The 26,101-nt window shown below is 61.8% G+C and carries 33 protein-coding genes and 2 tRNA genes; 10 read left to right on the top strand and 25 right to left on the bottom strand.

What is annotated here, in order from left to right; genetic code table 11:
• Positions 1–125 precede the first annotated feature (125 nt).
• The gene (locus RQH62_RS16140) at positions 126–851 is read right to left on the bottom strand and encodes a CatB-related O-acetyltransferase (protein WP_311269757.1); all 726 of its coding nucleotides are present in this window, start codon (positions 849–851) and stop codon (positions 126–128) included.
• A gap of 126 nt (positions 852–977) precedes the next feature.
• Here RQH62_RS16140 and RQH62_RS16135 point away from each other — a divergent pair, with 126 nt between their 5' ends.
• Entirely contained in the window at positions 978–1,172 is a 195-nt protein-coding gene (locus RQH62_RS16135; RefSeq protein WP_311269756.1) for a hypothetical protein, read from the top strand.
• 35 nt (positions 1,173–1,207) lie between these two features.
• On the opposite strand, the gene RQH62_RS16130 is transcribed toward RQH62_RS16135, so the two are convergent.
• The 16 genes from RQH62_RS16130 to RQH62_RS16055 form a co-directional block, all read right to left on the bottom strand.
• Complete coding sequence (locus tag RQH62_RS16130; RefSeq protein ID WP_311269755.1) at positions 1,208–1,363, bottom strand: hypothetical protein; 156 nt, start codon at positions 1,361–1,363, stop codon at positions 1,208–1,210.
• Positions 1,363–1,629 (bottom strand): hypothetical protein, encoded by a 267-nt coding sequence (locus tag RQH62_RS16125; RefSeq protein ID WP_311269754.1) that lies wholly within the window; start codon positions 1,627–1,629, stop codon positions 1,363–1,365. Before RQH62_RS16125 ends, RQH62_RS16130 begins: the two co-directional genes overlap by 1 nt.
• Complete coding sequence (locus RQH62_RS16120; protein WP_311269753.1) at positions 1,626–2,210, bottom strand: lysozyme; 585 nt, start codon at positions 2,208–2,210, stop codon at positions 1,626–1,628. Before RQH62_RS16120 ends, RQH62_RS16125 begins: the two co-directional genes overlap by 4 nt.
• A gap of 1 nt (position 2,211) precedes the next feature.
• A complete protein-coding gene (locus RQH62_RS16115; RefSeq protein WP_311269752.1) occupies positions 2,212–2,625 on the bottom strand; it encodes a hypothetical protein in 414 nt (137 codons plus the stop codon).
• A 29-nt stretch (positions 2,626–2,654) separates the two neighbouring features.
• On the bottom strand, positions 2,655–3,767 hold the full coding sequence (locus tag RQH62_RS16110; RefSeq protein WP_311269751.1) for a hypothetical protein: 1,113 nt from the start codon (positions 3,765–3,767) through the stop codon (positions 2,655–2,657).
• Position 3,768: 1 nt separating this feature from the next.
• Positions 3,769–6,189 (bottom strand): sialidase family protein, encoded by a 2,421-nt coding sequence (locus RQH62_RS16105; RefSeq protein WP_311269750.1) that lies wholly within the window; start codon positions 6,187–6,189, stop codon positions 3,769–3,771.
• 31 nt (positions 6,190–6,220) lie between these two features.
• Positions 6,221–6,847: a hypothetical protein gene (locus tag RQH62_RS16100; protein ID WP_311269749.1), complete on the bottom strand. Its 627-nt coding sequence runs from the start codon at positions 6,845–6,847 to the stop codon at positions 6,221–6,223.
• Positions 6,847–9,909: a phage tail protein gene (locus tag RQH62_RS16095; RefSeq protein ID WP_311269748.1), complete on the bottom strand. Its 3,063-nt coding sequence runs from the start codon at positions 9,907–9,909 to the stop codon at positions 6,847–6,849. The genes RQH62_RS16100 and RQH62_RS16095 overlap by 1 nt, the downstream gene beginning before the upstream one ends.
• On the bottom strand, positions 9,902–10,303 hold the full coding sequence (locus RQH62_RS16090) for a DUF6950 family protein (RefSeq protein WP_311269747.1): 402 nt from the start codon (positions 10,301–10,303) through the stop codon (positions 9,902–9,904). The genes RQH62_RS16095 and RQH62_RS16090 overlap by 8 nt, the downstream gene beginning before the upstream one ends.
• Entirely contained in the window at positions 10,304–10,879 is a 576-nt protein-coding gene (locus RQH62_RS16085) for a hypothetical protein (RefSeq protein ID WP_311269746.1), read from the bottom strand.
• Positions 10,876–11,565 (bottom strand): hypothetical protein, encoded by a 690-nt coding sequence (locus RQH62_RS16080; RefSeq protein ID WP_311269745.1) that lies wholly within the window; start codon positions 11,563–11,565, stop codon positions 10,876–10,878. The genes RQH62_RS16085 and RQH62_RS16080 overlap by 4 nt, the downstream gene beginning before the upstream one ends.
• Entirely contained in the window at positions 11,565–13,949 is a 2,385-nt protein-coding gene (locus RQH62_RS16075; protein WP_311269744.1) for a phage tail tape measure C-terminal domain-containing protein, read from the bottom strand. Before RQH62_RS16075 ends, RQH62_RS16080 begins: the two co-directional genes overlap by 1 nt.
• A gap of 209 nt (positions 13,950–14,158) precedes the next feature.
• Positions 14,159–15,361: a terminase large subunit domain-containing protein gene (locus tag RQH62_RS16070; protein WP_311269743.1), complete on the bottom strand. Its 1,203-nt coding sequence runs from the start codon at positions 15,359–15,361 to the stop codon at positions 14,159–14,161.
• On the bottom strand, positions 15,354–15,782 hold the full coding sequence (locus RQH62_RS16065; protein ID WP_311269742.1) for a P27 family phage terminase small subunit: 429 nt from the start codon (positions 15,780–15,782) through the stop codon (positions 15,354–15,356). Before RQH62_RS16065 ends, RQH62_RS16070 begins: the two co-directional genes overlap by 8 nt.
• Before the next feature lie 132 nt (positions 15,783–15,914).
• Positions 15,915–16,259, bottom strand: coding sequence for an HNH endonuclease signature motif containing protein (locus tag RQH62_RS16060; RefSeq protein WP_311269741.1), 345 nt, complete (start codon positions 16,257–16,259; stop codon positions 15,915–15,917).
• Between the two features lie 15 nt (positions 16,260–16,274).
• A tRNA-Trp gene (locus RQH62_RS16055) sits at positions 16,275–16,353 on the bottom strand.
• Between the two features lie 17 nt (positions 16,354–16,370).
• Here RQH62_RS16055 and RQH62_RS16050 point away from each other — a divergent pair.
• Positions 16,371–16,547, top strand: coding sequence for a hypothetical protein (locus RQH62_RS16050; RefSeq protein ID WP_311269740.1), 177 nt, complete (start codon positions 16,371–16,373; stop codon positions 16,545–16,547).
• Position 16,548: 1 nt separating this feature from the next.
• Here RQH62_RS16050 and RQH62_RS16045 read toward each other — a convergent pair.
• Positions 16,549–16,625 (bottom strand) — tRNA-Met (locus tag RQH62_RS16045).
• 73 nt (positions 16,626–16,698) lie between these two features.
• Here RQH62_RS16045 and RQH62_RS16040 point away from each other — a divergent pair.
• On the top strand, positions 16,699–16,902 hold the full coding sequence (locus tag RQH62_RS16040; protein ID WP_311269739.1) for a hypothetical protein: 204 nt from the start codon (positions 16,699–16,701) through the stop codon (positions 16,900–16,902).
• A 447-nt stretch (positions 16,903–17,349) separates the two neighbouring features.
• On the opposite strand, the gene RQH62_RS16035 is transcribed toward RQH62_RS16040, so the two are convergent.
• From RQH62_RS16035 to RQH62_RS16010, 6 genes are all read right to left on the bottom strand, one after another.
• A complete protein-coding gene (locus tag RQH62_RS16035; protein ID WP_311269738.1) occupies positions 17,350–17,754 on the bottom strand; it encodes a hypothetical protein in 405 nt (134 codons plus the stop codon).
• Positions 17,754–18,722: a hypothetical protein gene (locus RQH62_RS16030; protein WP_311269737.1), complete on the bottom strand. Its 969-nt coding sequence runs from the start codon at positions 18,720–18,722 to the stop codon at positions 17,754–17,756. Before RQH62_RS16030 ends, RQH62_RS16035 begins: the two co-directional genes overlap by 1 nt.
• 2 nt (positions 18,723–18,724) lie before the next feature.
• Positions 18,725–18,895 (bottom strand): hypothetical protein, encoded by a 171-nt coding sequence (locus RQH62_RS16025; RefSeq protein WP_311269736.1) that lies wholly within the window; start codon positions 18,893–18,895, stop codon positions 18,725–18,727.
• Between the two features lie 215 nt (positions 18,896–19,110).
• Positions 19,111–20,703, bottom strand: a complete 1,593-nt coding sequence (locus RQH62_RS16020; RefSeq protein WP_311269735.1) for a hypothetical protein — start codon at positions 20,701–20,703, stop codon at positions 19,111–19,113.
• A complete protein-coding gene (locus tag RQH62_RS16015) occupies positions 20,700–21,686 on the bottom strand; it encodes a CHC2 zinc finger domain-containing protein (RefSeq protein WP_311269734.1) in 987 nt (328 codons plus the stop codon). Before RQH62_RS16015 ends, RQH62_RS16020 begins: the two co-directional genes overlap by 4 nt.
• Positions 21,683–22,795, bottom strand: coding sequence for an AAA family ATPase (locus RQH62_RS16010; RefSeq protein ID WP_311269733.1), 1,113 nt, complete (start codon positions 22,793–22,795; stop codon positions 21,683–21,685). Before RQH62_RS16010 ends, RQH62_RS16015 begins: the two co-directional genes overlap by 4 nt.
• 38 nt (positions 22,796–22,833) lie before the next feature.
• Between RQH62_RS16010 and RQH62_RS16005 the strand changes: the two genes are divergently transcribed.
• Genes RQH62_RS16005 through RQH62_RS15975 form a run of 7 tightly spaced genes read left to right on the top strand, consistent with a single transcriptional unit; the run spans position 22,834 to position 25,446 of the window.
• Positions 22,834–23,046 (top strand): hypothetical protein, encoded by a 213-nt coding sequence (locus tag RQH62_RS16005; RefSeq protein WP_311269732.1) that lies wholly within the window; start codon positions 22,834–22,836, stop codon positions 23,044–23,046.
• Positions 23,043–23,360: a hypothetical protein gene (locus RQH62_RS16000; protein ID WP_311269731.1), complete on the top strand. Its 318-nt coding sequence runs from the start codon at positions 23,043–23,045 to the stop codon at positions 23,358–23,360. The genes RQH62_RS16005 and RQH62_RS16000 overlap by 4 nt, the downstream gene beginning before the upstream one ends.
• A gap of 10 nt (positions 23,361–23,370) precedes the next feature.
• Positions 23,371–23,577 (top strand): hypothetical protein, encoded by a 207-nt coding sequence (locus RQH62_RS15995; protein ID WP_311269730.1) that lies wholly within the window; start codon positions 23,371–23,373, stop codon positions 23,575–23,577.
• Entirely contained in the window at positions 23,574–23,825 is a 252-nt protein-coding gene (locus RQH62_RS15990) for a hypothetical protein (protein WP_311269729.1), read from the top strand. The genes RQH62_RS15995 and RQH62_RS15990 overlap by 4 nt, the downstream gene beginning before the upstream one ends.
• Complete coding sequence (locus RQH62_RS15985; RefSeq protein ID WP_311269728.1) at positions 23,822–25,012, top strand: hypothetical protein; 1,191 nt, start codon at positions 23,822–23,824, stop codon at positions 25,010–25,012. The genes RQH62_RS15990 and RQH62_RS15985 overlap by 4 nt, the downstream gene beginning before the upstream one ends.
• The gene (locus tag RQH62_RS15980; protein WP_311269727.1) at positions 25,005–25,268 is read left to right on the top strand and encodes a hypothetical protein; all 264 of its coding nucleotides are present in this window, start codon (positions 25,005–25,007) and stop codon (positions 25,266–25,268) included. The genes RQH62_RS15985 and RQH62_RS15980 overlap by 8 nt, the downstream gene beginning before the upstream one ends.
• On the top strand, positions 25,258–25,446 hold the full coding sequence (locus RQH62_RS15975; RefSeq protein ID WP_311269726.1) for an AlpA family phage regulatory protein: 189 nt from the start codon (positions 25,258–25,260) through the stop codon (positions 25,444–25,446). Before RQH62_RS15980 ends, RQH62_RS15975 begins: the two co-directional genes overlap by 11 nt.
• On the opposite strand, the gene RQH62_RS15970 is transcribed toward RQH62_RS15975, so the two are convergent.
• A partial coding sequence (locus RQH62_RS15970) for a site-specific integrase (RefSeq protein ID WP_311269725.1) occupies positions 25,443–26,101 on the bottom strand: 659 nt, incomplete at its 5' end. The genes RQH62_RS15975 and RQH62_RS15970 overlap by 4 nt on opposite strands.

Here is a 26,101-nt window from a genome sequence, read left to right as displayed (position 1 = left end):
TCAATTTTCACCTGATACGAGCCAGCCTGACTCCGGCGTGTTTTGGGTACCCTCCAAATTTGGTCGCGCCGGGGCCAGACCCTACCGCATGTCCTCACGGCTTGTCGGTAGGGTCACAACATGGCCTACCGGCCTTGTAATCTGCTCAATCTTTGCCCAACGTCAATCGGCGTTGGTTCGTATGGTAGCAGGCCGTCCGCAATTCTCTGCGCGAGGCCGTCTATGAATTGTTCCGGCCGATCCATGCCCAGCCCCTTGAATTGATCGGGCGCATACCGCCACCATTTGATCTGAGCGATCCGCTCTTGGACGCTGCTGGAAAGTCTGTGGCGGATGAAGGTAGCAGGCGTGCCGCCAACGATCGTAAATGCCGGCACATCTTTGGTCACGACACTTCCTGACGCAACAACGCAGCCGTCACCTAGTGTGACGCCGCGCTGGAGAAGGACGTTTTGACCTATCCAAACATCATTCCCGATCGTGACAGCCCCCTTATCTGCAGGGAACGGTAGCGCAGGGTCCAGCTCGCCGCGGGATTCCGCGATCGCATCTATGTAATATTGCCTGAAGCCTATCAGATGTGTGCTGAGAAATTCCGTCGGATGAGCGATGCCCATGATCCCACAGTTCTTCGCAATTGAGCAATATCGCCCTATCGTCACGTTCTCGTCAAAAGCAGATATACTGTAAGAGAAAGCCTGCATATTCAGGAACCGGCCGTAGGGCATGGTTGCGTATGGCTCGACCAAGGTTGGCCGTCTGATGTCGATCACGTCGCCTTCGCGATAGACCCGTGCGATTTTCGTGGGATGCTTCAGAAAGATGTGGTGCCGTTGACAGAAGCGATTCATGGCAGCGTTCCATCTGATCTTCATTGGGTATGCCGCGGCCAATAGCCATCTCCATGTCGTGCGAGCAGGTTGCACACTGCTGGTGCGTCCGTTATCGAGCAAGTCCCTTTAGCGAGGATGCTGCCAATGTCGAATACCCAGAAGCTTTTGCCGGCAACCACTGAGGATCGGCAGAAGGCGTTACAGGTGGTTCTGAAAAATCCCGCCGCTTCTGTTTATTATGCTCGCACGCTGATACCTGCTGGCGAAATGGATGATTGCGACTTGGTGCAGCACTTCGCCTACACGCGCATTTTTGGTGATTCTCACGTAAAAATCTGACGCGACCTGAAGACCGGTGGCGCGACAATAACTACCTATCGCTTATCGATCGGACAGATACGCGCCATTGCCAGTGTGGCAATCTGGGCGGCGGCACGGGCATTGTCGCAGGTGGCGGGGTTGTGCGCGCAACCGCTGAGCAGGAGGAAGGCGATAGCGCCGGATCGCAGGATCGATGATAGGGCGCCCATTATTTCGGCTCCGGTGCGGGCGGGTCAGACGCCGGCGCATTCGCCAGGCTCTGCCCCATGCGATCAACGCTGCGCTGGGTCCAGCGCCCTTGCACCGCCTCAATGATGCGCTGAAGGACGAGCAGGAAAGCAGCGACATCAAAGCCGGTGCCAATCAGCTTCCGCTCGATCGCGCGCCAGAGCAGCAGCACGACGCCGATCGCGATGGCGGCCAGCAGAGCGATCTCGCTGCTATGGTCGGTCAATTTGATGCAGGGCAGTTTCATACCCGCCCCGCATACAGTTCAGCTTCGGCAGCTCGACGGCGGATCAGGCCGTTGGACACCTTGCCGTCGTTCTTGTTCCAGCGGGCGAACTCAGCCTGTGCGCCTGCGAAGTCGCCCGCGCGGTGCTTGCGCAACAGGGTGCTGCCGCCCAGCCCATCGGCACCCTCGCCCACATTATAGGCGAACGACACCAGCGCATCGAATTGCGCCTGCGTGGTGGGACAACTCGCCACCAGCTTGTTGACCGCTGCCACGAACCGCTTCTGATCGCGAAGCCAGAGGCGATCGGCCTTGTCGCGCGTCCAGACAGCGCCCAGCCTGATAGGCTTGCCATCCTCATCGACGGTCGTGCCCCAGCCATTGGTGACGGGCAGGCCATTTTTGCTGTCGGGGTCGGGGTATGCGGTCAGGCGCAGGCTCTCGAAACTGTGGATCAGCGCCACGCCCGCCGCGCCGATCTGCCAGTCCGATTTGGCTACTGCCGGCGCGCCGATCACCGCATTGATCGCATCCACGTCAGCCTGCGTCAGCGCAGCGCCTTTGCGCTCGCGGATCAGGTCGAAAAGTCCCTTGTCGGTCATGTCATCCTCCCAGCGGGCGCTTGCCCGTCGCGATGTCCTGTAGCGTGCGTTCGGCACTCAGTTCTGTCTGCACCTCTTCGCGGATCGCCGCTTTCCGCCGGGCGACCTCATCCACGATGCCGTCGCTCACCTGTCGGACGAAGCGATCGGTGTAGAGTTTGACCACGCGGTCGGCGCCCACGGTCGCACCGGCAGTGATCAGGGCAGCGCCCTCGCCATCGACGCCGGCGCGGCTGATGAGCCAGTAGGAAATCAGCGCTACCATCGGCAGGATGAGGATGTCCGCCAGCACCAGCGCTGGCTTGATCTTTACCCCCTTCTTGATGAGCAGCGCATATTTCGCGAGAAAGCCGAACGACAGGCCAACCCAAATCCAACCATATTTGGCGATCAACGCCTCGCCCCATGGCGTCATCCCCGCAGCTCCCTGTTGAGTGTGCATTTTCAGAAACTGTTGCTGTGGAAGGGTGACATCAGCACCTCCGGCGGCAACGGCTGCCCGCCTGACAGATGGGTGTAGATGCCCACCCTCGGGTGCTTGCGCGGGATCATCAGGAACCGGCCGTCGGGCATCGGAACGCAGCCCGTGAAGCGCTCAAGGATGCCGTCCGACGGCATTGCCGGGCCGTCAAAAATCTGGCCCAACGGAAAGCCTGGCGACGGCGGACGATAATAGCCGATCGACTGACGTTGAAAGGGCGCGAAAACTACGTCGCCATTCGCCGCAAGCGCACCGCTACGGAACTTATTGGTGACATTGCTCGGCCAAGTATCGGTCGAAATGCGGATAGGGTCCGCCGTGCTGTAACGGAAGTCGAAAAGGAACACGCGGGCAAGATCGGTCGCGACGGCGGCGATACGCCCATCTGCTATCACCACCAGATCCCGAGTTTCGACATAGCTGTTGATGGTCGGCGTGACCGATCCCGTCTCATGGTCATAGACCAGCAGCGGCCCGCCGACATCCGTCGAATCCGGCAACAGCACCCGGCCATCGGCCATCAATTGCGCGCCACCCCGGTTGGTCATGGCCGGGCCTTGTGCCGCCGCATTGGTGATTGGATCATAGATCAGGGCATTGGGGGCGGCGGTAGGAGCAAGCAGCACCTTGCCATCGGGCAGCACCGTGCCGCCGGCAAAGCGGTCGGCGCTGTTCAGCTTGGCCGGGCCGCGCGTGTAAGCATTGGTGATCGGGTTGTAGAGGCCGATATAGCTGCCGAAATCGGGCGGCAGGACTACCAGCGTCTCGCTCACCGATATGGCACCGTTGAACGCGGGATTGGTTTCGCCATGCACCGGGCCCTGAATCAGAGTATCCGTCGTCGGGTCGAAGATGAAGATGGAGTTATTGGACGAAGGCGATAGCAGAACTTTACCATTGCGCATCAGGCAGCCGCCGAAAAAGGCACCGCCGTTGGTGACATTCACGCCATGTGCCGGTCCATCCACATAGGACGGCGTGACCACGCCAGTCTGCGCTTTGATCACCTTCTGCATTTGATATTGATGCGGCCCGAAGCTGGTCGTGCCCGCGCTATAATTCTCGACGCGCTGCATATTAGTTATCCTTCACGATGAAATATTCGGGGATGGCAGTGCCGGCGATCAGCGCGGCTTCGGACACGCGGACCATGATGATCTGCAACTCGCTCGTTCGGCCGCGATCATAGACGACGAAGATATCGTCGCCGTCGCACCAGATTTGCGGGTAGGAAGTCGACACCCCGAGCTGGTCGATCAGCAGCGTTTGCAGCAACGTGTCACCGGCATCGTTGAGAAGACCGAGCGTCATGTTCGTGCGCTGGGAGGCGTGGTTATTCCAGGCGATCAGCGGACGGCCATTGGCACTCATGACCAGCGCTGCGCGGCTGGTCGGGTTGGGCGTCGGTATCGCTGTGAACTGCTCGATCGGCCCGTAGTTGTTCGGATCGCCATCGGGCGATCGCGCAACCCACAAGCTTTGCCGCGTGCGGAAGATCGTCATCAGCGATGCGTCGCGCAACTGGACGGATGCGCACTCCTGAAAGCTGGCGAAACTGGCGCTGTTGGGGATGAAGCCGACCTTCTCGGCCGCACGGCGGGTCGTATCGATCTCGAAAATCGATTTGCCGCGCCACTGCGGTATCGGGTTTGGGCCGATCGACGGGGTTTCGTGCTGATCGAGATTCATCAGCAGGCTATCGTCCGCAATGAACGGGATGCCGGGAATGCCATAGGTCGAAATCCGCCACGGGCGGCCGATGCGCGGCTTCTGACCATTGGGATTGTTGATCGGGACGCACCATGCCCCGTTGCGATTGTCCTGATCGTTATAGTTGACCGCGAAGGCGAATTGCAGCCGGCCTTGCAGGTCGATGAAGAGCGTCGGGCAGACCGTGCGACCGCTCGCATCGGGGTGCAGGATATAGCTATGCTCGGTCCATGACGCGCCGCGATCGTCGCTGAAGGTCAGGACAAGGAAATTGCCGGCGCCTTCCTCCGCATGCACAACGTCCACGCAATAGGCGACCCAGATACGCCCCTTGATGACGGCGATCGAGGGAATGAGCGTATAGACGGGATGGTGGAGTTCGGGCGCCTCGTCATAATAGCGCACGATCGGCCGCGCGGTCATCTGCGGCACCGGCGCGGTTTCGGACAGGTAGCGGCGCTTGCCGGTGTACCAGGGCACGATCTCATTGACGCGCAACGTGCCATCCGCATGCCGCCAGACACCGCCGTCGATCTGGGGCACCGGGCCGCGATCACCGACACGCAACCAATCATTCTGGCCGTCGATCTCCAGCAGCGTGCCGCGACGGCTGCGATAGTTGAGCAGCTCGCGCACTTCATGGAACTGGGCGGTAGCGAGCGTCACCTGCTGCGGCGACACACCGCCGACCTCCATCAGGCCGCGCATGCGTGCTTCGGCATCCATGGTGACCGCCGAGAGAAAGCGCTGCCCATAGGCCTGCGTCACCAGCCCCAGAAGCGTGTCAATCCGGTCGATCTCGCCATAGATCGTTGCGCGGACGAGTGCCTCTGCCAGATCATGCTGGATATATTCCAGCGCCGTGCCGCCCATCCTGTCGAGAAAGTTGGTGCGGGCAGCCACGCGCCCGCGATAGGCGGCTTCGCCGCCGCGCGTCGCGCTGGGATAGACAGCGTCGTAAGCGGCCTTGTTGGCGATGTTGTCGACAAAGACAGCGGCATTGCCCACGCGGCGATAGGTAACCGCATAGACGCTTACGAGGCCGAGGGCCGTGCCACCGACGTTGAACGTTTTGCCATCCTCCGTCGCAGCCAGACCGGCGGCGATGCTGGGATGGATCGTGCCGCCCGCCATAGCGGTCGCAGCCGAGGATGCAGCCGACCCTGCGGCAGCCTGCGCCTTCGCGCTATTGTCTGCGGTCGCCAGCGCATCGATACGCGCAGAATCCGCGAATGGCTTGGCGCCAGCAACCCCGGCCGCCATGTATCGGGCGTCCATCGCCTCGATCGTCGGATCATCGATCAAGTCGAGGTCTTTGAGCAGCTTGGGCGCACCCCAGCCCTGCGCACCGCGTTCACTGATATGTACCACATCGGCGCTCGCGATCACCTCAGCGACGGGGAGGTCGATCCAGATAGGCTCTGCGTCATTGGGCAGCGCAGCGCTTACCTGCGCGTCTATCCGTCCGGTCCAGATGATCTGCGAAGCGCCGGACGTCACGTCCAGCACATCATAGCTGACTGCCTGTTCCTGCGAGATGTCATAGATCGCGCGGCACTGCGCCTTCGTCAAAGCGGCGACCGCATATTTGGCATCGAGAGACAGGGTCATCACCACATCCGCGATCAGCGGCGACGCGAAGCGGGTCCGGCGCACCGCGAAGCGGAAAGCGCGACCCGACAGATCCTGCGTCGTTCCGTCCGGCAGCGTGAACGGGAAGTAGATGACGCGCGGGTCGTCGCTGAAAATCGTCAGCGCCGGTGTGGCACTGGTGCGGAAGATCGTCATTCCGTTTGCCTTGTTCTGGAGTTGCGGAAAATCAGGCGTCGCTGCGCGCGACGGCGATGCAGGTGAAGGCGGTTCCGGACGCCGAGGCTCCGAACACATTGTAGCCCGTCAGGGCGGAGACGATGCCGTTCACGCCAGAAACGACGGCGGTGAGAATGGCGGTGAGCGACAGGGCATTGAGGGTCGGCAAGGCCTGCGACCGCCAGCCGCGCACGACGCAACCGATATATTTCCCGCTGGGCGTCGGGGTCATCACCTCCCTGACCCAGCTTTCCACCCGAAACGTGGCCGGCTGCGCGGGCATCGATCCAGTCGCCGGAGGCACTTCGCAAAAGACCAGGCCGGGCGGCAGATCGAACGTGCGCGTGAAGGTCACCGTCGCCAGCCCGCTAGCTGCGATGACATGGCTGGTAGGGTCGGCGCTCTTCGGTCCGGTAGTGCTGGTCAGGCGCGGATGCTGATGGCCCGCGCCTGACACCTTAGTCCCTTCGATGCCAGCCGCGCCGCCGACAGCTTCGGGCATGGGCGTCTCTGCCGAGGGCACCGGCATCGCAGCCTTCAAAGCCGCCAGATCGTCCAGCGGTGCAGCGGCGAAGGGCACAGCTCGCCCCGGACCGGCGCGCAGCGCGCCATAGACCGGATCGACCTTCACGCTCATCAGATGCGCTCCAGCTTGCGGATGCGTGTCCTGTTCAGATTGGTCGGCACCACCGCCAGCCCGCTTGCGACCGTGGTGGCGACGTCCTGCGTCGACATGTCGTCAAAGGTGTAGCGAACGGTGATCGAGCCATCCGGGACATGCCGGGCAGCCCAGTTGACCGTCAGCACGTCGGCCGAGCGCGTAACGGATCCGCTGCCAGTTTTGATCGGCGATGTCATTCGCCCGCCGCTCTCGCGCTGCGGGATGGCCAGACGAAGGGTGAAGTCGACCGCGACACCCGCCGCCGTGTATATCCAGCGCAGCGTGTTCGACGCGATCGTGCCCGTGAGCGTGCGGATATTGGAGTAGCGCGTCAGGTTTGCGTCGAGCACTGATGTCAGGCTGGTGCCGCCGGCGTCGCTGCCGGCGCGCAACTGGAAGCCGGTGACATTGGCCATGCTGCCGGCAATAAGCGCGGCATGGATGCTGTTGGCCCATGTCGACCCAGCCGCCGCCGAGACAGAACCTTCAGGCCGAAGCGTGACCGACATGTTGGACGACACGGTGCCGAACACGCGAAGGTCGATATATTCCATCCCGCCGACCGTGCTGATGCCCACAATCTGGCGCGTCAGCCCGTCGCCTGACGAATAGGTCCAGTTGGTCGGCAGCGCGCCGCCGCTGCCGATCACGCCCATCACCGCGCCGCTGTTGAGATTGTTCGCGATCTCATTGGCGCTGGAAGGCTCTATCAGGACGCCCAGCAGTGCATGGGTGATCGGGTCATAATCGAACCGCAGGACGTTGGCCGCCTCACTCACCAGCGAGCCAGCCGCGTTAGTGCGGTTGCCTGCCGACGACCGGCTGAAGCTGACATTCGCCGGCATGGTGCCGCCGGAGAAATCGACGCCGCCGATGTTGAGCGCCAGCGGGCCTGTTGGGTCGGATGCCACATCGCTGCTCGAATAGGCGACAGCCCAATAATAGCGCTGCCCCGCCTGAATGGCCGTTTCCGTTATCTGGACGACCTCGCCGGTACCGCAAACCACCTCGCCCGATATCGCCACCGCATCGGCAAAGACCGCCGTCGACCCGGCGTAGAAGCGCAGATATTCGAACGGCGCATATTCCGGCGCGCGCGCCGATATCGTCGCCGTGTCGTCTGTCTGGCCGACCTTCGTCAGCAGCGTCGGGCTTCCCGGCTTCAGGCTGGCGGTAGTGACCGATCGAGGGCCAATGACAAGCCTGTCACTCCGCGCTGCGCCCGATATGTAGGACACCGCGCCCCAATATTGCGTGTCGAGCGCCTTGCCGGTCACATCAAAGCCGGTAGCGTTCGATCCGCCCATGCCGCCGAGCGTCCAGAGGCTATCGTCATCCGGGTCGGGCGCAGTCGCGCCGGTCGCATATTCGAAGACGACACCGTCGACACCGTCCTCTGCTTCGCCCGCGAAGCGCAGGGTGACCGTGGCGCCCACGGCCAAGGCGGCAAGTGTCCAATCTCCAGCATCAGGCCCCTCGCTGAAATCGGGCGCCTCCGCCTCCTGGGCCACCGCACCGGGCGTGATCTCATCAGCGGTAGTCCACGGATAGACCGACGCGGAAATCTCGCGCAGGGTCAGGCTGTTCTGCCAGCTTTCATCCTGCGAATCGCTCTGGATGCGGAACACGATGGGGGTTGGGTTCGCCGGATCGTCGCCGGGCCGCCGGTAGCGCTTCGACGTCCAGCGCAGCCAGTCGCCATGCTCCGCACCGATGAAGCGCGGACCCAGCTTCAGTTCCCGCTTGAGCGGCATGCGGCCCATACGGCGTACCTGTTCGGCTATCCGCTGGGCTTGCGTCCCCGACGTCACCAGCGGCAGCGTGGGCTGGCTGATGCGCGGCTCGCCATCGGCGGTCATATCCGCCACGTTGCGGCGGATCGGCGCGCTATGATCCTTCCAGCGCTGCGTCGGCTCAATATATTTGGCGGCGACGCCGTTCACCCATTCCTCATCGGTCTGGGAAAAGAAATCGGTGCGTTTCACCGTCGATCCGATCAGCATATCGTCGTCGGTAATATCCCAGACGACGGGCTGCGCAGCGCCGGGGATGATCTCCACCGCGCCTTCGCGCTCCACGATGATGCCACCCACGGCGGCGGCGATATCCTCTTCCGTCTCGATATAGCGATCGTCGCCGCCGAACGCGCCGTTCAACCGGTATCGTTTTTCCGATCCGCCCGCCTTCAGCGCCACCATCTCGTCACAGACATTGGCCGGGGCGAAGACATTGGCGGGCGGCGCCTCGATCGCCGACAGGCCACGGCCAAGCAACAGCATTTCCGGCTGCGTCACCTTGTCACCGGCATAGAAGCCGCGCTGCCAGGTGTGCCGGAAGTCGATCGGGTTATCCGACCATTCGCGGGTCGTCGGATCATTCCAGCGATGGAGCCCAGAGCCGCCGACCGTGCTATCCTTGCGCGCCGAATAACAGCGTGCGCCCTTCAGGATGAATTCGAAGCGTGGCGTGCCACCCGCCCAGACCGGATTTTTCGCGTCCGCTTTGTCCGCCTTATAGGCGACGACGACATAACAGACGCCGCGCCCACGGTCGTTCGCGGTCCATGTCGGGACGCCGCCGACGACCGGGCAGTTGCCGGTCAGGATCGCCGGAACCGTCTGATCCCAGGAACCCGGCCGCCAATAAACTTGCAACTGGTTCTTGAAACCGGCGACATAGCCGTCACCGGTGAACGCCGCATATTTGTCATTGGCATAGAGGCCAACCAGCCCTTCGCAGAGATGATCGGCCAGGGCGATGACAAGCACCGTCCAATCTGTGCCGTACTTCCCGCCATAGTTGAAACCGTCAACCAGACTGCCCGCCGTCGATCCTTGCCCGGCCATACCCGACCGCGCGACTTCGCCCAGCTGGAGCGACTGCGAGGCATTGGTACGCGCCTTCATGCTGGGCGCCAGCAGCGCGTTGACGGAGCCCATCATCACGCTGGCGCCGATCGCCACCAGCCAGCCCTGACCGGTCACGATTCCGACACCGATCATCACCGCGCCGACGACGGCGCCCACGAATTTACCCATGGGGCAGCGTCCATGCGATGATCATGGCGGCACGGGGATGGCGCTCCAGTCCGCGCTCACCCGGTGCCACCAGCGTTTCCCCTTCGACCAACATCAGCGACAGCCCATGCTCCGGATGCTCGACCGCCGCAGCGTCGCCGCGCATGGCGAAGGCCGGCGCGACGGGCGTCATCCGCGATGATACCGCCGCCTCGAAACCGCCCAGCCGCCGGATGACACGCGCTGCCCCGATTTCGCTACTCCATTTCAGTCCCTCGATCGGGTCATGATCCGCCATCGCTCGCGCGGCAGCGGCGTAGAAGCTGATGCAGTCATTAGCGGCGCTGCCCCATGCGAAAGGCATGCGGGCGCGCTCCGCCAGGAAGCGGTCAAGGGCCTCGAAATCGCGCATCATTCACCCTGTCGCTGACGATTTCTTGCCGCCGTTGTAGATGACCTTCGAAGCGGCGTAGCTGGTATGCTTGAAGAAGCCGTCGAGCGGGTCGATCATGCGTTGGTCGGCATCGCTGCGCATCCGTTTCCCGGACCGCCCTGCGCCGCGCGCCGCCGTCTCGATCGAGATCGACACCTTCGCGAGGCCGCCGATTTCCTCGATCACTTCCACCTTGTCGAGGCGCCCGCGCTTGTAGATCCGGCAGTCCAGGATCGTGCGGCCACTGCCATCGGCGATGATCCGATAAAGCTTGGCGGGGGCCTGTTGCAGCCCAGCCTCGTTCAACAGTTCCAGCGCCTCCGGATCGACGCCAGACAGCGTGATCTCCACGCTCTGCTGCGACCCGCCGATCCCGCCGCCCGTGATCTGGCCGATCGCCCTGTCATCGATACCAAGATAGGTTTCGCCATCAATGACCAGCGTGCCGGTCCCGCCCCAGATGAAAGCGGGATCGGTGGCATAGATGGCCAGCGCCCCAGACACGATCGCCGAACCGCTTGCGAGCGCCGCCAGAGCGGGGGCAGGATAGACCTTCATGCGAGCAGCAGCTGCGCGGCGGAAATGATCATGCCGGATTTGGCGTTGCCCGGTTCATTACCGGCCAGCTTCGTCTCGCTCGTCAGCTTCATCAGGCAGCAGGGATTGTCGAGATGCGCCACTGCGCCCGCCGGAACGACGCGCGGCACGACAGGCTCGACTATCGCCGCCAGCACGCCGGCACCGCTGGCCACTGCATCCGCCACCGCTGACACGATGGCGCGGCGCCGGTAATTGCCGGCAGCCAGCGTCGCATCGTCCCATTTGAAGCCGATATAGTCGCCCGTCTTCAGCACGAAACCGGCGGGCAGGCCATTCAGGGTGACGGTACAATCGCCATCCGCATCGATCGCCTGCGTCCAGCTGCTCGCGGCACCGGCGAACGCGCCGCCGCCTGCGCGCGTCATCCCTGCGAAGCCACCCGGATAGCTCAGCGGGAATTTGCGCCAGGTGTCGCGACCATAGAAGGTCCGCTGCGACAGGCGGCGCCGACGGACCCATGCTCGCAGGATATCGGCCTTTTCGAAGCTCATGGAATTATGGCTGATGGCCAGCGTCCAGCGCGGCTCGCCTGCCTCTACCGCGCCCATGCGCCCACTGGTTTCCGACCAGAGATACTGGACCCGCTTGATCTCGAACTCACATTCAATCTGCCCGATCTCGGGAAGCTGAGGAAAGTCGGCCATCAGCGCCCCCTCTGCCCGAACGCACGGCCATAATTGCGGTCGTTAACGTCGATCGCCGCGATGACGCCCTGCCGCGCCCCCATGGCAGCGCCGTCATCGCGGGCGCGATCGGCCATCGCCTGCATGTCCGCATAGACGTCCCGGTCGACCAGCGCGCCGCGCAGGTCATAGTGGAAGGACTGCTGCATGCTGCCGCGCCACGAGCTGCCGCCGATAGCTGGCAAGCGCGGGGCCGTCAGCGACGGCGTCACCATGCCGCCGCCGGCTAGCCCCTTGATGTTGCCCTTGTTCATGGCGTCGATGATCGGCCAAAATTTGCGGGTTGCCTCGGCCGTCACGATTGATTCCCCGTTGGACAGCATGATCGGCTTCGTGCCCAGCATCGCAAGGATGCTGTCGGACGTGCCGGTGCCCGGTCCACTGATCCGGCCGCCACCGGCAAAGCCCTGCACCTTGCCGCCCTCCGCAAAGCCACCAATGCTGCCGCCGATGGCGCTGACAATCAGCTTCTGGATCGCGATGCGCGCCAAATCCGCGATGATGCTGGCGGCCATCCGCTTGAAGGCGCGGCCAACGCTTTCGGTGCCGCTGATGATGGCGACAAGGCCATCCTCCAGATTTTCGAGGCCGCGAACCTGCACACTCTCCAGCGCCGTCTGCATGTCGCCCGTCGCGGTCAGGATGCGCTGGCGATATTCCTCCATCGGCGTGGCCGTCTGCTGATACACCTGACCCCGCTCGGCGGCCTCCTGGGCGGGCAGACGGCCCAGAGCGTCCTTCGCCCGCTGGACTTCGTTCGGGTCGTTCGACGTGTCGCGGGCGCGCTCCAGCGCGCGGCGGCGCTGTTCCTGCTCCAGCGCCAGAAGCTCCAGCGCGACCTTGCGGCGCTCGGCCATGGTCGTGGCCATGTCGCCCTCGATGCGCTTCATGGCGATCTTGGCATCCAGCGACTGCGCCTCGGCCTCATAGCCCGCAATGATCTTTTCGCGGGCGCGGTCGATCTTGACATTTTCCAGCCGCTGCTTGCGCGTCTGCTCGTTGAGGTCGTTGAGCCGGGCCGCCTCGGCCGCGCTCAAGCCACCCTTCGTTTTCTTGTCCTGTGCGGCGATCCGGGTCTTTTCGGCCTGATAGTCCGCCTCGATCTCCTCGCGGGCGAGACGATCGCGCTCTTCCTCCGTCGCTGCCGTCTTGCCCATGGCGTCCAGCAGCCGCTTGCGGGCCTGCCGTTCCTGTTGGGCATAGGCCATCTGGTCGGAGAGGATCGCGTTTTGCGCGGCTTCAGCTCGCCGGGCGAGGGTTTCGGCGGAAGGGCCTTTCTTGCCGGCAGGCTTCTCACCCATGGCGTCCAGCTTTAGCCGATTATCCCATGCAATCTGCGCACCGGCTGCCGTCGCCTCGAAGTTCCACAATTCCTTTTCCAGCGCCGGTCGCTGCGCCTGCAACTGCCCCCGGCGCTGCATCGCCGCGCGCGTACCGGTGCTAGCCGCAATCTGCGCGTCGAGGGCGGCCAACCTGCCCCGCGCACGCTCTGCCCCGAGGCGGGCATCCGCCAGATCCTGCGCTTTCACTTGGCCCTGGACTGATGCCAACCGTAGTAGCGCAGATGTGTAGCGATCGACCTTATTGGCCGATGCCTCAGCCTTATCGCCGGATGATAGAAATTCAGATCCTACAATCGCCAGAACCGAGACGACCGCCAACACAGCCGAAACGGTGGGGCCTGCCAGCACGCGAGAAAAGAAGCTGGCTTCGCCGCGCATGAGTGCAATTGCCGATATGATTTGCGGCCCCTGCATCGCAATCGCGGTCATGCTGCCTTTCAGCGCATTCCCGCTTCCAGCAGCCATCGCCAGTTGCACGCCCAAATCTTGAAACTGGAAGCCCAACTGTTGCTGGCCAGCACGTAGCTGACCGGCGCTGACGGTATTTTGACGATTGGATGCGTCCATGACACGGAGGGCCGAGGCTGCGCCCAGCGTCTCGATTTCCAGACGCTCCAGCGCGCCGGCCTCCCGCAGCAACTCAGCCGCGCGCTGTTCGCCTTCGATGCGCGCTGCTTGGGCAGCCTGAAGATACAGGCGCGTTTCGCGCGTCATTTCACCCTGGCCAGCAGCGGCCCTGCGCGCGGCCTGCTCGATCATGCCAAGGGCGACCGCCTCCTGGCGCGCCTGCTCCGCAGCCGCCCGCGCGTCGGCGGCACCCAGGTTCAGGCCGCCGCCGCTGACCGTGGGGGCAGTAATCGCCTTCGCTGCCATCCGCTGGATATCGTTGAAGCTGCTCTCGAACGAGCGCTGCGCTTTATCAGCCGCGCTTTCCGCCATTTGAGCAAACGCACCGAATCGCTTGCCCATGTCACCGATCGACTTTTCCACAGACTGAGACATCTTCGCGGCGCGTTGCTCAAAACGCCCAAGCGGCTGCTCACCCTGCGCCAAATTGCGACGAAGAAGCTCTACAGAGGCATCAACCTGCAAGAACAGGCTCTGGACGTCAGCAGCAGCCATAGAAACCTCACGGCGAAAGGGCGGCCTGCGAGAGCGGACCGCCTATTGATAAGTGAAAGACATCTTTGTTGTCGCTGGTATGCGACCGATCAGCGCGTCGGCGCGTACCGAGACAGGCGGGACATGAGACAGTCATCGCGGGCTTTTGCTGCCCAAATGTCCACTTTTTCCTTGTTTCCCTCATCGAGATACGCGCGGATCGTATCATTTGCGCGATCACAGAGGGCCGCAGCAGAAGCCCCGGCCGACTTTGCATTCTCATACTTGCGGGCGACTTTATCTGCCTCGCTTGGCCGTGGAAGGTCATTGCCGCCGTCTTCCGGGTTCAGGTCGAAATTGCCGCGCACTTCGTTCTGCTTCATCCAGCCGAACCCGCCGCCCGATCCGAGCGCCTTGGCAAAGAAGTCTGCCTGATCTTTCAGCGAGCCGCGCAAAAGCGCGCCCTCGTTGAATTTCGCGTACATCACATCTTGCTCCGCGGGGCTTAGCAAGCACATCCAGACGGCCTCTTCCCAGATGACGAACCACATCATCAGGCAATAGGTGACGAAGAACAGCCCGAGCTGTTCGATGCCGCTGCCCCAGCTTGTCTCATCGAACATCAGAAGAGGGCGAGGCACACCGCTGAACCGTGCGACCTCTTCCGCTTCGCCCTGCATCAATTCACGCAACTGGCTGTCGCGCGCGGTCGAAGCGAACAGTTTAGCCTTGAGGCCTTCTTCCAGCACCAGCCAATCATCCTGCGCATCGGCACCGGCATAATTCTCACGCAGGCTGGCCTTGAGGTTTTCAATGGCCTCGTCAGCGCGGCACATGGCGACGGCATCGCGAAAGAGGACGTTCGCGGTGGCCTTGTCTTCGCCGATTGCATAGCACTGCGCGCGCGGAATGTCGCACCAGCCCATGATGTAGACGCCGATCGCGCCCATCAGCGGCGACTTTGCTTGCCCCTTTCCGGTTTCGATCCAGCCGGTGCGGAAGCGCCAGCGATTGGTGTTGGTCCGCCAGCCGAACAGGCTGCCGCCGACGAAGCTATGATACTCCAGCGGATAGAATGGTTCACCCGCTGCCGGGCCGTCCGTCACCTGAAATACCGACGGAAGGAAGTTCAGAAAATGCGCCGCCGCTTCCGGCCGCCAGTAGATGCCGCGCTTCTCGCCGTCGCGGATATCGCGAAGGTGCCGCTCTGCCGCATGGCGCACCAGCTCGCCGCAGGAGAACATCTTCCCTTCAACCGCCGCCTTTGCCCATGCGGTGGTCGGATCAGGATCGGAGAGAAAGCGGTTAACCACGGTTCCTCAGGTAGCCGCCGCCAGTCTGCCGCCGCGCCTTCTTCTCAACCTTCGTGCCGTTGCCCCGATCGCGCGGCGAGACGCACAGTTCCTTTTCGAGCGCTTGCGCGTGACTGGCCGCGTTGCTCATCGTGGTCCACCATGGGTTATAGGTGGGAACGCCTGTCTTCTTGGCCTTGATGACCGGCCCCATTTTCAGCACTTCGCGCGCCGAAATGTCATAGGTCACATAAGCCACGACCAGCCGCTTGATCGAATGGGCGTTCGCGACGGCCAGCTTTTCGGCCCCGCGCAGATCGCTGATGATCGACTTCCAATATTCCGAAGCAGCGGCCCGGTCCGGTGCCCGGCCAAAGATGGATCGCCAGTTCGGCTCAGGCGGGACGCCGTCGCCGCCCGGCAGTTCAACGAGGTCAACCATCACGATCTCCGGGCGACCGGCCGAAACCCTCCCCCCTCAAAAACTGATCTCAGTGCGCACGGAGGAGGGCGTCGGTGTCCGGGGTCGGCGCTTTGAAACTTTCGACCCCCGGGGGGACATATTGTTGCGCGTTCATGCCCTGTTCCATGGGTGATCCTCGGCGGTCGGTCGGCCATCTCGTCCGACGCCCTTGCCGCCGACGGGCTGGGAATGACCGAACTGCTCGGCGGTGACCTCAAGGTGGCACGGAGTACAGAGGTTGCGGGTGTTGCTGTCCTCGTCCGACCCGCCCAACGCCAGCGGCGTGACGTGATCGACCACCGTGGCGAACATGGTCAGGCCACGCTCGTCGCACCGTTCGCATAGGCCATCGGTGCGGGCGAGGCGGCGGGCACGCTGCTCTTGCCCGGCTCGGCCTCTCAGGCGCTCGGTGCGCTCGCGAGGGCGGGCGCGGTCAGATGGCGGGCGGCTGGGCATGGTGCCTCCGCATAATGGCGAGGGTGGTAGGGCTCGAACCTACAGCCTTCGGTTTTGGAGACCGATGCTCTACCGAATTGAGCTACACCGACTCAGGGAGATGTTTGAGCCATGCAAAACCGCGAAGCCGAACATGCTCGGCTGCTTGATCTAGCCGCGAAGGAAGATGCTGCCGCAGATGCCGCTCTGCGCGTACGCGATGACGGCCTTGTGATTTCTCAGTACCGCAAACGGGCCGCCTATTTTCGCCAGCAGGCCAAGCTCCTACTTCTCGAAGGCGACGGATGACTGGTTGCCACATCGGGATTTGAACCCGAGACCTTCAGCTTATGAGGCTGACGAGCTACCGGACTGCTCTATGCGGCTGTGTCGTGTCGCGGGCCAGCGTAAGTGCCCGCGATCAAGGAAACCAAAGCGGCATTTGCAAGTTTGCCACGCCATGATCGACCGCAAAACCGAATATAGCCGGCTACTGCACTTAGCCGCCGAAGAGGAGGCATCTGCCGCTGCTGCTGAAGCGCGGCATGACGATCCCCTTTTAATCGAAGCCCACCGTGCTCGTGCGACCTATTTTCGCGACGCAGCCGGGCGGTTCGCCTTCAAGCGTCGAGGAAATAGTCCTAAAATCGAGTCTGATGCGTAACGAGATTGCAATCTGTCAACTGGTAGAGCAGACGTCGGCGTGAGCCTTGAGGAAAACCGCGTGCCAGGACCGGAATTTTATTATTGCTCGCAACGGTGCCGGCAACAGGCGTTGATGGCGAAGCGGGCGGCCTCGCCCAAGGCTGCTGAGATTTATCAAACGCTGGCGGACGCCTATGCCGAACGGGCGTCCCTGGCAATGGACCGGCTAATGCACCCACCTAGCGAGATCCGGCAGGGACCGACACCCAGACGAGATGTGACGCGGCCCGTTCCCTATTTACCGCAACCGCGTCACCAAGCCCGATAACTGGAACCGTCCGGAGACGGGGACAAACCAGCCAGAGCGGGAACGGGAAAGGCCCGAGCGTTGCCGCCGGGCCTTCGTTAAACGCAATGCGCCTTGCGGCTTTTTTGACCGTTTTCGTGGCCACTTGCAAGCACAAATTTATCGGCGGTGGCCAGCGTTGAACTGCTTAGCGTCCGCTTCCAGCTTGGCGCCCCATGCTTCATCCGCCCTGGTGAACCTCGCGGCCGGGTGAAGACGCTTCACAGCGCAGAGCAGCGGCCCCGAAAGATATTCCATCACACGAAGCTGCTTTCCCTCACCATCGGTAACGTCCCAGCCGAGTTGCGCCCAATATACGTCCGCCTCGTCCCGCATAAGCCTTTGAAACTCAAACCGGGGATCGGCCAGATCCATCACGAGTTCGATGTCCAACTCACATATCCCGAACAAATCATCTGCAAGGTCATGAGCTGATTCGATCAGATCATCTCGCCAGCCATGTTGCTCGACTTCCCATTCCAAGGGACCGACGCCCGGCTCATTACGCAAACAGATTAGCGACATCAGGCTGCCTCATTCATTCTGGACCGGATGATTTCGGCAATATCGCTCCATTCCCGCAACATGCCACGATCGTCCAAAAATGCATCATCGATTGGCGGCAGCGGCAGAGCAACCTCTGTGTCGTTCTCCGCTCGTTTTTCCAGCCGTTCCTCAGCCTCGTCGCGACCGATCTGGATCGAAGGCTTAAGCCATGTCGGCTCGACCGCCTGGCCGTGGTTCATTGCATCGACCGCCTCGCGCCCGACCAATGAGAACGCGGCGGCTACGCACCGCGGCCACCGATCGATGGCAGCGATGAGTTCGCGCCGAGCTTTTCGATTGTGGACCCGGTAGCGCTTGGCAGCGACCGTGAACCCGATGGCGTCGCCCACGATCATGTCCAGCACCAACTGCTTCGGCATCGGCAGCATGTCGCGCCAATATCCATATGCGAGGTGCATCCGGACGCGCAGCACCCCTTCCGCCGCCCGGCCGCCGCCGCGCGACTGGTCAACGCGCGCCTCCAAGCTGGCGACCTTGATACCGACGTCCGCCTCCAGGCTGCGATAGACGTTGGCGATCTGGGCAGCCCATTCGAGCTGATCCTTGTCGAGCGTGCCGTTGCGATGAAGCTGGATCAGCGCGTCGTCATGGGTGCGAAGCGACCGGTCCCACGTCTCGGGCGTGCCATAGGCCTTGTGCGACCATATCTCGCGGACCTGCACGGCCTCCTCGATGCCCGGCTCCAACGTAACGGGCTGCTCGACCAGCCGGGGCTTTTTCCGGCCCTTGCGCTTCCCTTCGGTCACCTTCTCAACGGGGCGCGGGCGGCCCAGCACCAGATGATCGATGCGCTGCTGCTCGCGCTTCCGGGCCGACGCCAGCCGCGCCATACGGGCATTGAACCGCTCGACGGCGGACGGGTCCGCCGCATAGGCCGCCGCCAGATCAGCGCGAGCCTTAGCGATCCGTTCTGCCCTGGTCATCATGCTCACCGCTTCATCCTTCCAATATCATCAATCACGTCATCGATGCGCTCGCAGGCCTCCCGGCGCATTTCCGCCGCCAGCGTCGGCATCGCGCCGTTCATGCCCTTGACCAGCAGCTTCACCGCCATCAGCGCGGCGGTGATGTCTTCGGGGGCAGGGCGGTGGTGCTTCATGGTGCGCAACAGTGCCTCTGAAACGAACGAGGCGCAGCCCGCGAGGTTTGCATGGTTTGGCGGGTCTGTTTCACCCTCCCTATATAATTTAGCACTGCTAATTCTCCCGCGTAGGCTGAAACATAACCTTCAAAACTCGCAAACCTCGCCCGCCAATATTTTAATTGCGCTTGAAACAACCTCGCAAAACCTCGCAAACCCGAATGAACAATGTCTCATTCTTGTAATTTCCGGACCGACCACAACTTCACGTTTGCGTGCCCGTCATCCTTGGATTGCAGCTTCATGCCGTTGACGACGCGGTCCTTGTATTTGATCAGAAACTTGCCGAGCTGACGTGTCCCTATGTCCCCCCGCTTGTCTTCGGCGATCTCTTTCAACGCCTCATTGAGATGCGGATGCGCCAAGGCGTCGAACATTCGCGATTCCGCTACCTGTTTGATTTCCGCTGAGGTTTTCCAACTGTCGCCGACCGCGCTGTGCCATGTTCCAAACACAAGTCTCAGTGAAGACGTCACCGGGTCATCGCCCCGAGCGGCCTCCATTGACGCGCAAGGGTCTTCGCATCCCAGCCAGATCAGGGCGGAGCGAACGACCTTGCTCCACTCCTCGAAAGACGCCAGCGCCGGAGCCGGATCGGGATGCCCTGCGGCGGCGTAGGCGCGCACGACGGTCAGTGCGGCGGCGATATACTTGCCGCGGTTTGCCATCACCGTCTGACGCGGGTTTGACTTGAAGCGACGAAGCTCCGGGCGCTCCACCCCAGGGTCCAACATGCAGACAACAGCGCGCCGCGTCATGTCGCCAACGAGGTGGATATTATTGCCCGTAGCGAAGCAAGTCGCTCGGCTTTCGATCTTCACCAGTTTGGACGAGCCGAGGATGCGAGGCTGAACCACCGGGCGCTCGATCATTTGGCAAAGCAGGTCGCCGCCGAGCTGGCCGTTGACGTTGTCGATCGAGATAATTGCTTGTCCGCCGATCAAGGCCGCGACGAGGCGTTTTTCGGTTTCATCCTCTTTAGGCGCCGCGGCTATCACCGGGGCAGGCTCGCCAGTGCTGATGCAGGACGCCAGATCGATAATGTAAGACTTGCCTGAACCCGGCGTAGGGGCCGATGTGACGTGCATAGGGGCGACTGCCATGGCACCGCGCGCCACCGGCGTAATTAGCGCTGACAGGGCCACGGAATGGCTTGTCTGGTCCACGAACGGGAAATCGACCAACAGGTCATTCAGCGTCCGTAGCGCCGCCAGAGCGTCGTCGCGGCTGGGCTTGCTGGGGATCGGCGGCAGCTTTGGCGGTTCGACCAACAGCAGCCTGGTTTGAGGATCATATCCCGGTGTTGAGAGGATTGTGCCGTCCGGCTTCAATGTCGGTGTCGTGATGACGCCTGCGATGACAGGGAACAGCCACTCGCCTTCCCGGTTCAAGATGATGCTGGCGATTTCCGCAGTCGGATCAGTGGGCACCAGATCCTTTTTGCGCTGGTTGTATTTCACCCAATGCGCCGACCGCGACATATAATCGACCATCCCGATCGCCGATACTTGCGTCAGCCGGGCGACCTTGGTCCGCTTGCCATCCGCCGCGGCAACCTCGTCTATGACCGGCCTGACGATGCCTCCTGCTCCACGGACGTAGAAGGGAGCGCCGGCATCGATCAGCGCGGCTTCGGCCTCGCTCGCGATGGCGTGAAGGGCGTCAGGTCGGATTTCGATTGTCCGACCGCGTTCATCCTTTTGCGGTTTCCGGGCCTTCTCGAAATGGTCCCGGATGCTGATGACCGTGTCATCATCGGACATCATGAAATCCTCTGCAATTGGTCGTTCCAGTCTTTGAACGGCGGTTCTGGAAATATCTCGGAGACGCCCAGACCTTGGGCGGCATAGGCGGTTCGGGCATTGATGACGGCGAGCTGCCCCGCATGGCCATTGTCCCCTGCCAGCGTGATCGAGTTGACGCCGGGCGGCATTTCCATGCGGGGCATCATGGCGGTGCCACAAGCGACCCACACGGAGCGGCCGGGCAGTTCCTGCATCAGCGTCCAGCCATCTTCAGGCCCCTCGCAGATGATAATGTCATCCGCGATCGGTCCCAGCCGGATTGCTGAACCGACCACAGTTCCGAAGGATAGCTTGGCCCTGACCTTCTTCCCGTTCCGCGGCGGCCTTTCGTATTTCCCCCGGCCATCGGGTCCGAGGAAAATGCACTGCACACCAACAACAGCGCCCGCGCCGTTCTGGAGCGCGCAGACGACGGCGGGGTGGTCGGGGCCGACCCGCCCGGTGTCATGGTCGTACCATCGCGGCGTCCGGGTGAACCGGATTGAGCCGGGTAAGGGCACACGGATGCCCCGCGCTCGAACGTACCGCTCACCGATCGAGCCTGCCAGCGGACCGGCACCCTTCCAGATGGCGCGGGCCAGTTCTACGCGACGGGCAACATCAGCCGCGTCCGCCTCTCTGCGCCTTACCTGCTCTTCGGGAGGCACCACGGGGAAGTTGTCGCCCGTCAGAGCCTCATAAGCTTGGCGGAACGTCATGCCCTCCTTTTCCATGAGGAAGCTGACATGATCCCCATGCGCGCCACAGCCGAAACAGTGGTAGACGCCCTTGGCATCGCTGACCTCGAAGCTGGGCGTTCGGTCGGGATGGAAAGGGCACAGTCCGACCATCTGCGTCCCACGCTTGCGCAGCTTCACATGCCGGGCGATCAGGTCCGAGATATTATGCCGGGCCTTGGCGTCGGGCAGCACCATGTCATCGCGCGGTTTGCGGCGGGCCTTCATACCACCACCGTCACGCGCTGGGCGGCCCGCGTTACTGCCGTGTAGAGCCAGTTGCGCTGAGCCTCGCGGAAGGCGCGGCTTTCATCGAATATGACGACATTGTCCCATTCCGATCCTTGGGACTTATGGCAGGTGATGGCCCAGCCAAAGGTGAACTCGTCGCTATCCCGGCGCTTACGCCATTCAAGCGTCTGCTCAGTCCCGTTGAAAAATTCCTCGAAGACATTGATCGAGACGGCAGGACGGTCCTCATCTTCGGAGAAAACCGACATTTCATGCCGGCGACCCATGTTGCGGACTTGCGCGACCTCCCAGATGCCGCCGTTAAATAGGCTTTTCTTGCGATTGTTGCGCAAGCAAATCAGGCGGTCGCCGGACGTCGGATGCCAGTCGCGCTGGCGCCCGGACAAGCCCTTAAGCTCGCGCACCCGGCGGTTGAATGACGCCCGCGTTTTGTTCAGCCCGCAAAGAAGCTGGTCCGATTCCAGCACCAATTCGCGAAGATGATCTTGGTCGACAGTCCTGCGCTCCAGCACGACGCTATCGCCATATTGGCCGGGGCGAAGACCGCGACCTTCGCGGACGTCCATGCTCATGCGCACGATCGGATTGTCTTCCGCCTGGCGGTGTACGTCCGTCAGCATCACATCAGGTTTGGCGTTGATGAAAAAGCCTTCGCCCTTGACCGGGGGAAGCTGGGCCGGGTCGCCCAGGACGAGTATCTTCTTTTTGAAGCTCAGCAGATCCTTGGCGGTCGCGTCATCGACCATGGACACCTCGTCCACGACCAGCAGCCCAGCGTTGGCCAGATCGCAGTCGGGGTTCAGGACGAAAGTCGCCTCGCCGGTCCGCTCGCACACCTCCGGCTTGTAGATCAGGCTATGGATAGTGCTGGCGTCTGCGCAGCCCTTCTTGCGCAACTGAAGCGCGGCCTTGCCGGTGAACGCGGCATAGAGAGCATAGTAGCTCGACGCGGCCAGCTTCTTGGCGAGTGTGGTTTTACCAGTCCCAGCATAACCGAACAGCCGGAATACCTGATCGGCATTGGGGTCCGCCAGCCATGCGGCAGCAGTGCGCAGCGCAGTGTCCTGCTGAAGCGACGGCGTCATGCCCGCGCCTCCGCGATCGGAGCGCCAGCCGCACGCAAATGGGCGATCAGAGTCTCCGGCTGCCGGCCCGACATGTGCCGGACAGCTTCTACAAGCTGGACCTGTCCGGCCTATCCGACGAGGGCGAACTTGTCGGCATCGACCAGCGAGCGATTTTTCAGGAGGGCTTGACCCTCATGGATACGGCGCTGTTACGCGGCGACAAGCTGATGAAGCAGATACCCGACCTTCTGGAAGGGGTGACGCTATGATGGGCCAGTCATGTGCCGAGTGCGCTTTCTGGCGCCGTGGCGCGCCCGGCATGACCGACGCCGCCGCACCCGACGATAGCGTCAGCGATATCGGCGTCTGCGAATTGGCATTGCCGGAAACCCTCGTCATCGACGGCGCGCCAGTCTTCGTCCAGCCAGTCACCCACGCCAGCCGTTGCTGCTCGCAATGGTTCCCGCTGGATGGCGACGACGGCGGCAGCGATGACCCCCAGCCGAACCCCTCGCCAGAGCCGGACCGCGAGAAGGTCCGCCGCCTCTTCCCGAACCCGCCGCCCCGGCCTGTAGCCGCATAGGAGCATCGCCATGCCCGCCACCGAACCCGCTGCGCGCCACGATGCCGCGCTTGTATCCGCTTATGATCGATATGCCGCGCTGGCGCGGAAGCGCGAACTGCTCTGCGCCGATCCTCTGACCACGGAGAGCCAGCGCTTCGACGCTGCAATGGCCGTCCACAAGGCGTTTCAGGATTTCCTGACCACCAACGCCAAGCCGATGGCAGACGGTGAATGACCGACGTCCGCCTCACCGTGCCCAACGCGCACACCTTCATGGTGGCGCGCAAGGGCCGCACCATGCGCCCCGGCTCGACGCTGCCGCGCCTGCGCTATCAGACGCTGGACGAAGCGGTGGCGCAGGCGGAAACTATGGCCGCCGCGAATCCGGGTAAGGTCATTATCGTATTTCAAGAGGTATTTCGTGCGAAAGTCGAAGCCTTGCCCAGTATAGCCGGCGGGTTCGAAGGACACAAATTACCATGAATAAAAGCAAAGGTGTGCAAAATTCTAAGCGGGGCTGGACGCTAGAGGAAGATCAGAGACTTAAGGATTTGCTTCCGCGAATAGACCGGCTTCATATCATCAGCGCGATGATTGGGCATGGCCGCGCAGCTACGGTAAAGCGCGCAAGTATGTTCATACCGCTAATGATCGAGGACGGCGCGCTTCCCCCCTGTTCGTGCGGCAAGAAGAGGTTTCATCGAGGCATATGTGCCGGTCAGAAACTAAAATTACATAAACGGAGCTCCGATCGCAGAGAAAAAATAGTAGATTTGCTCGAAAGAGGTTGGAGTTATAGTGAGATTTCTGATGAATTAAATCTCAAAAATAAGATATCAGGGTCATACCTGCTGCAATTGAGTGAAGATAAATTACAAAAAAGAGAACAATCTAGAAATTATAGATTATGCAATGGTATGGTGAAGATTAATTCTAGCACAATAAATATTCAAAAAAGAAATGAAGTAATTTCATTTTTATATATTAAATGTAGCCTCCGGATCATTGCGGCGATCACCGGTATAAGCCATCCGACAGTCAAGAAAATTGCTCAACCTTTTATCGATGAGGGGTGCCTGCCGCCTTGCTCATGCGGAAGGCCCAGATTTCATCCTAAATTATGCGTAGGACGCGTTCAGGATGCCGCAAGCTTTCCTGTCGATGTGGGAACAGTGAATTCGGTAAAAGAGCTGGTGAAGGAGGGCGTTACATTTGAAGAGATTGTCAATAAACTTGATATCCCTAAAAATAGTGCAAGATATTATCGGAAGTATACAACTGATCACCTAGCGAAGGCGCGGAAAAATTCCGTACGATCAGGCGCAAAGACGCGCGAGGGCTCTATCGAGTTCCGTCCACGCTCCGATCCAGTATGGTTGCGTATCAACAACCTGCTCCCGAAATGGTTGGAACATCATCGACGTGATGATGTCATTAGTGAGATTTACCTTAAAATTTTGACAGGCGAGATAGAAGAATATGCATTAACGCCAGAAATAGTTCGACGAATTGCCAATGTCGAAGTTCGCCAGTCATTCGACAAATTCGGTTCGCATTCCCTTAATGAGCCTCTGGATTCGCAGAGCAGCGCAACGTTTCTGGAAATGATTGAAGATCCTAGCGCTTTAGCGGCTTTCGACTACCTTTTTGAGGAGCAACCCTATGACTGAGGCTGCTAAAATGGGAAGGATCGAACTCGACCCAAGCCTCATCCAAGCTCGCCAGATCGTGAAGGCGACGCTTGACCCGCAGGGCCACGGCCAATGCAATCGCCGCGCTGAGATCGGCACCGGCAGATGGGGTGGGAGCAACGGAACCGGCTGCCAGTATCTGGAAACGAAGCGCGGCGCGATCACGCCGCGTCTCGCCCCGGACGGCAAGCAGGTGTGCGGCCCGTCCAGCGCGGAGGCGTTCCATGGCCAGTAATCCCGACCGCCTTCTTCGGATAAACGAGGTGGAAGAGATCGTCGGGCTGAAGCGCGCGATGATCTACCGCCTTATCCAGCGCGGAAAGTTCCCCAAACAGTACAAACCGGGGGGCTTCGCTAGCCGCTGGGACGAAACGGAAGTGCGCGCGTGGCGCGACCAACAGCGGGCCGCTTAGCGAACCCGGCCCGGTCCGTTCGGCGCATACCGTATCGGCTGGCCCAGATGGATCGCAGGCGGCCACATGTCTCCGACGAGAATGTCAGCCCATTCCTGCGCCAGCTCGCGGCGGCGCGGCATGTAGGAGGCCCGGTTATAGCTGCCTTCTGACCCGGACGTGCCTTGTGGGACGTGGGCCAGCATCAGGTCGATGACGGCGCGATCGTCCGGGTTCTTCAGCAGCTTGGCTCGCTCGTTCATTATCGTAGAAAAAGCCGCGCGGAAGCCGTGGGGCACGTGCCGCTGATAATAGCCGGCGCGGATCAGGAGCGCGCGCAACGTGTTTTCGGAAATGGGGCGATGCACATGGCGCTCGCCGGGGAACATCAGCGACAGGTCGCCCGATAGTCGGCGCAATTCAAGCAGCACCTCGACCGCCTGAGAGGAGAGTGGAACCAGATGGTCGCCTTCGACCTCTGCCTTCCTGTCCTCGTCTCCCTTCATGCGCGATGCAGGGATGCGCCACAGAGGATCCTTCGCTGTCCTATTCTGCCAGTCGATCCCGCTTATTTCATCCCATGCCGCAAACCGAATCTCGCCCGGCCGCGTTGCGGTCAGGGCGAGAAGCCTCAGCGCGAACTTGGTAATCGCGCGGCAGCGCTCCGCCTCCGCAT

This window comes from Sphingobium sp. WCS2017Hpa-17, assembly GCF_031843765.1.
Taxonomy (GTDB): Bacteria; Pseudomonadota; Alphaproteobacteria; order Sphingomonadales; family Sphingomonadaceae; genus Sphingobium.
Note: the sequence above shows the minus strand (reverse complement) of the source record. Positions and strands in the feature narration are given on the sequence as shown.